The sequence below is a fragment of the Luteibacter sp. P4_E6 genome (assembly GCF_056401535.1).
This window is the reverse complement of record NZ_JBFUJE010000384.1, coordinates 1-3757: the sequence shown is the minus strand read 5'-3', so window position 1 is coordinate 3757 and position 3757 is coordinate 1. Positions and strand designations below refer to the sequence as shown.

7 protein-coding genes are annotated in these 3757 nt (G+C 63.2%); 3 read left to right on the top strand and 4 right to left on the bottom strand.

Annotated features, from left to right (window positions below; all coding sequences use genetic code 11):
• On the top strand, positions 1 to 363 hold a 363-nt coding region (locus tag AC1DT2_RS17675), incomplete at its 5' end, for a hypothetical protein (protein WP_477297770.1).
• Positions 364 to 373: 10 nt separating this feature from the next.
• Here the strand turns inward: AC1DT2_RS17675 and AC1DT2_RS17670 are convergent.
• From AC1DT2_RS17670 to AC1DT2_RS17660, 3 genes are read right to left on the bottom strand one after another with little or no spacing between them, the layout of a single operon-like run.
• Positions 374 to 754, bottom strand: a complete 381-nt coding sequence (locus tag AC1DT2_RS17670) for a VOC family protein (RefSeq protein WP_477297768.1) — start codon at positions 752 to 754, stop codon at positions 374 to 376.
• Between the two features lie 57 nt (positions 755 to 811).
• Positions 812 to 1051: a hypothetical protein gene (locus AC1DT2_RS17665; RefSeq protein WP_213948085.1), complete on the bottom strand. Its 240-nt coding sequence runs from the start codon at positions 1049 to 1051 to the stop codon at positions 812 to 814.
• Positions 1052 to 1086: 35 nt separating this feature from the next.
• Positions 1087 to 1653 carry a cysteine hydrolase family protein gene (locus AC1DT2_RS17660; RefSeq protein ID WP_477297767.1) on the bottom strand — a complete coding sequence of 189 codons (567 nt, stop codon included), beginning with the start codon at positions 1651 to 1653 and terminating at the stop codon, positions 1087 to 1089.
• A 217-nt stretch (positions 1654 to 1870) separates the two neighbouring features.
• Here AC1DT2_RS17660 and AC1DT2_RS17655 point away from each other — a divergent pair, with 217 nt between their 5' ends.
• A complete protein-coding gene (locus AC1DT2_RS17655) occupies positions 1871 to 2533 on the top strand; it encodes a Rossmann-fold NAD(P)-binding domain-containing protein (RefSeq protein ID WP_477297765.1) in 663 nt (220 codons plus the stop codon).
• Here AC1DT2_RS17655 and AC1DT2_RS17650 read toward each other — a convergent pair.
• Complete coding sequence (locus AC1DT2_RS17650; RefSeq protein ID WP_477297764.1) at positions 2503 to 3105, bottom strand: pentapeptide repeat-containing protein; 603 nt, start codon at positions 3103 to 3105, stop codon at positions 2503 to 2505. The genes AC1DT2_RS17655 and AC1DT2_RS17650 overlap by 31 nt on opposite strands.
• Positions 3106 to 3239: 134 nt before the next feature.
• Here AC1DT2_RS17650 and AC1DT2_RS17645 point away from each other — a divergent pair.
• Positions 3240 to 3757: hypothetical protein (locus AC1DT2_RS17645; protein WP_477297763.1), on the top strand; the 518-nt coding region annotated here is incomplete at its 3' end.

Sequence of the window (3757 nt, the reverse complement as noted above, 5' to 3'; positions counted from 1 at the left end):
GACTACGTCGCGCACGTCACCGCGCGGCCCGACATCTCGAAGCTCGAATCGCTCGGCTACAGCGTGCTTGAGCGGAACATCGAGCAGGATCGGTTGCGCGCATATAAGCAAGAGCTCGGGACCGCCCTCGTCGACGCCGGTACGGTCGTCGAGGCAGCGTTGGGGCTAGCGCCAGGCGAAGGCCCGCGCGTGCTCGTCCATAGTTATGCGCTGACGCAAGGGCTGTGGCAGGCGCTCGACATTCCACCTGATTGCCTGGAAATGATGGGCGATGCGGCGGTCGCATTTACCAGCCTGGATTTCGCTGCCGAGCTGAAGGTGTCGCTGGATCGTTACTGGCGTGGACTGCTAAGCCAGGGCTGACACGGCGCGGTCAGTCCCAGCGATTCGCGTTCCCGGGGAAATCGGGTCGCTGGACGCGCACGACGCAGAAGCGCTGCCCCGTCGGCGCCTGCATGACGATCCATCGTTCCAGCCGATCGACGACGGCCGCACCCAGTGCTTCCAGGCGACGAACTTCTGCCGGTATGTCATCGGTCTCGATGTCCAGATGCACTCGGCTCCCGTGACCGACTCGCTGGACCTGCACGATGGGCTCACCGGGTGGCGTGGCCAGCATGCGGTAGTTGTCGCGGGAGCCGGGGTGATCGAGGTCGACGGGCCGACCCAGTGCATCGGCCCAGAAACTCGCAGCCCGGTCGACATCGTCGGTATAGCAGTCGATCAATAGCGCGCACAGCCTTGAGTGATGCATGGCGGTCTCCGATCAGGCGGCAGGTCCCGAATATATTCGTTTCGGGGCCGCCGCGCTTCAGGGGCCTGCGATGCGTCGCGCTGATCGGTAACGGAGATCAGCGATGAACATGCCGGGTATCGCGCCAAGACAACAGATCGGCGCGGTCATCGAGCCGAGGCCCCACGCTTTTGCAGCGTGGAAGCCGGCTTCGCGAAGGCCGGCCGGGACAAGCACCACGACCCCGAAGGCGGCGAGCATGCCGAGGTAAGCGCCGACGCGCCAGAGGGCCGGGCGGCTGGAAAGGCGGGCAGTCATCCTAAGTACCTCGCGTGAGAAGCGGCGGCCGTAGGTTACCGCTCCATGCCACCCGAAAGCCATGCACGAATCTGCTCGTTCGCCATGCCGCGCCCCAGCTTGCCGTCCATGTATCGCCATGTCACGTCGTGGTGTTCCCGGTCCAGCGAGTCGATGCAGTCCTTCGCGAGGATCACGTCATAGTCTCTCTGGTAAGCATCGACGACTGTGGTTCGCACGCACGAGTGTGTGTTCACTCCGGCGACGATCAGCTGGTCGCAGTCAAGTTGCGATAGCAGCTCGTCGAGGGTGGTTCCGAAGAACGCGCTGTAGCGCTTCTTCAGGATGAAGTGATCCGCCGTGTCGATGTCGAGTTCGGGCAGGAGCTCGGCGCCAGGCGTGCCTGAGATGACCACCTGGATCTGGCCTCTGCGCACCTCCAGCGACGCGTCGCTGAGATCGGCTGCGAACTCCTGACGCACCCAGACGACGGGGATAGCGGCGTCACGTGCCATGGCAGTGAGGGCGTTGGTGTGCCCCGCGAGGGCTGGCCTGAGCAGGGACAGCCGCTCATGACCGAAGAAGTCGGCCTGCATATCGATGACAAGGGCAACGGTCGTCACGATCACACCTCGGCGGCGGGTGGGTGATGCTGACCAATGTACCGCGTCGGACGGGGCAGGTTCATGACGGCTTTTATGCAGCGAAACCCGGGGTCGTTCGCAAGATTTCATGATGCCCCGGAATCCCGCGTAGGATGAGGTTTCTACTCCACCCTTGAGACCTGACATGGCATTTCGTGTCCTGATCATCGGCGGCACCGGGCAGGTCGGCGCTGCCGTGGTTCGCGCCCTGCTCGCCGAGCCGTCCTGCATCGAACTTGTCATGGTCAACCGCCGGGAGGTGGACCTGGCCAGGGATCCCCGTCTTCGTCAGGTCGTTCTCGACACGGCAGCGGCCGGATTTTCCGCCGACGTTGCCACGCTCGCCCGGGCCATGGTTGCGCAGGGCGGTCCGGTTTACGCCGCCTCGTGCGTTGGGGTCGGGGCAGGCAGCTTGAAGTGGAGCGAGGACGAGCTGAAAGCCCTGGAAGTCGGGATCGTCGGCGCCTTCGCACGAGGCTGTCATGCCGGGGGCATCACCCACTTTTCCCTGCTCTCCGCTGTGGGAAGCACACCGAAAAGCCGGTTCCGCTATGTGCGCGTCATGGGGCTGAAGGAGCAGGCTATCGAAGGCATTGGCTTCCAACGCCTTGCGATTTTCCGTCCTGGCATTATTGCCGGCAACGTTCATACGCCGGGGTATGTGGCCTGGCTCGGGCGTCTGATTCCGGGGCGGTTTGGCGTTGTCGAGCAGGACGATATCGGGCGGGCCTTCGTCGCTGAATTTGTCGCCAATGCGTCGGCGAGCGGCGTTGTGTACTTGGAAAACGATGCCATGAAACGGGCATCCAGCATGCTCACCCGAGGCAATCAATCCACTAGTTCGATACCCAGGCCGTAGAGAAGCCCGGCGGCCTCGGTGCGCGTGAAACGCGCGCCCTTGACCTGGTTTTCCCGGATGTCCATGACGTAGTTGGTGGCTTCGCTGAAGTCCGTGCCCTGCAGCTTCGTGCCTCCGAACAGGCTCTCGGCGAAGTCGGAGTAGGTGAAGTTCGAGCGTGCGAAGTCGCCTTGCCTGAAGTCGACGTTCCGGACTTTGCACTCTTCCAGGACCAGCTCCTGGAGGTTCAGCCCGAAGAACGAGGTGTAGTTCACGATGGACTTGCGGAAGGCCAGCTTGGCGGGCGCCGCGTACCGCGGCCAGTCTGCGCGAGTCCAGTCGACCCCAATCACCTTGCACTCGTCGAACGTCACTGCCTGGAACTTGCTGGCCGTGAGCTTGACGTTACTCAGGTCGCACGCACGGAAGGTGCACTCGATGAACTTGCAGTGCTCGAACGCCGCGTCACTGAAGGAGCACTGGGTAAAGGTGCATTCTTCGAACGTCTTCGAGGCCAGGGTGCCCTCGGCATAGTCCAGGCCCTGGAAGGTCTTGAGGTAGAACTCCTTATCGTCACCGATCAGATCGCTCATCGTTCCAGGCTCGTCGAGGGGGCAGGACATTGTCCGGCCTCGCGCTGGCGCACTCAACCTTGGGACACGTGCTTGTCTATACTCGTGCGCAAGGGGCGAGATCGGAGAGCCTCCAGGCGACAAGGGGAGGGGGCATGCATTCACTACTGATAGCGGTATTCGCACTTGCTACGCCACACGCGATGCCGGTCGACGCTTGCGCTGCGTCGGTGCCGGATGCCCTGAGGCAGGCGTTGGAGCGACAGTTTCGCGATGTGAGATTGCCCCTGGAGACGGATTCGCCGCTGGAAGATCGTAAGGCTGTGGTGGCCAGCGGAAGGGCCTGCCTTCTGATTGCCAGCGCTGACTTCAATGGTGACGGCAGGAACGACCTGGTGCTGCTGCTCCCCAGGAAGGCGTCGCCGGGCTACCGCCTCGTCGTGGCACTGGACTCACCGTCCGGCTTCAGGGTGACAAGCCTTCATTCATCGGCCACGCCGATGACGAACATGTTCCTCGATGCCGCGCCGGCTGGCACGTACTCCCACACTGAAGCGTATGAATTTCGACCGTCACCGGGCGCGGCGGAACGAATCGTCAGCGCGCAGGCAGGCTTCTGGTTCGGTGGGCTCGGGGCAGCTGCCGACGTGTATTTCCTGAAGCAGGGCCGGTG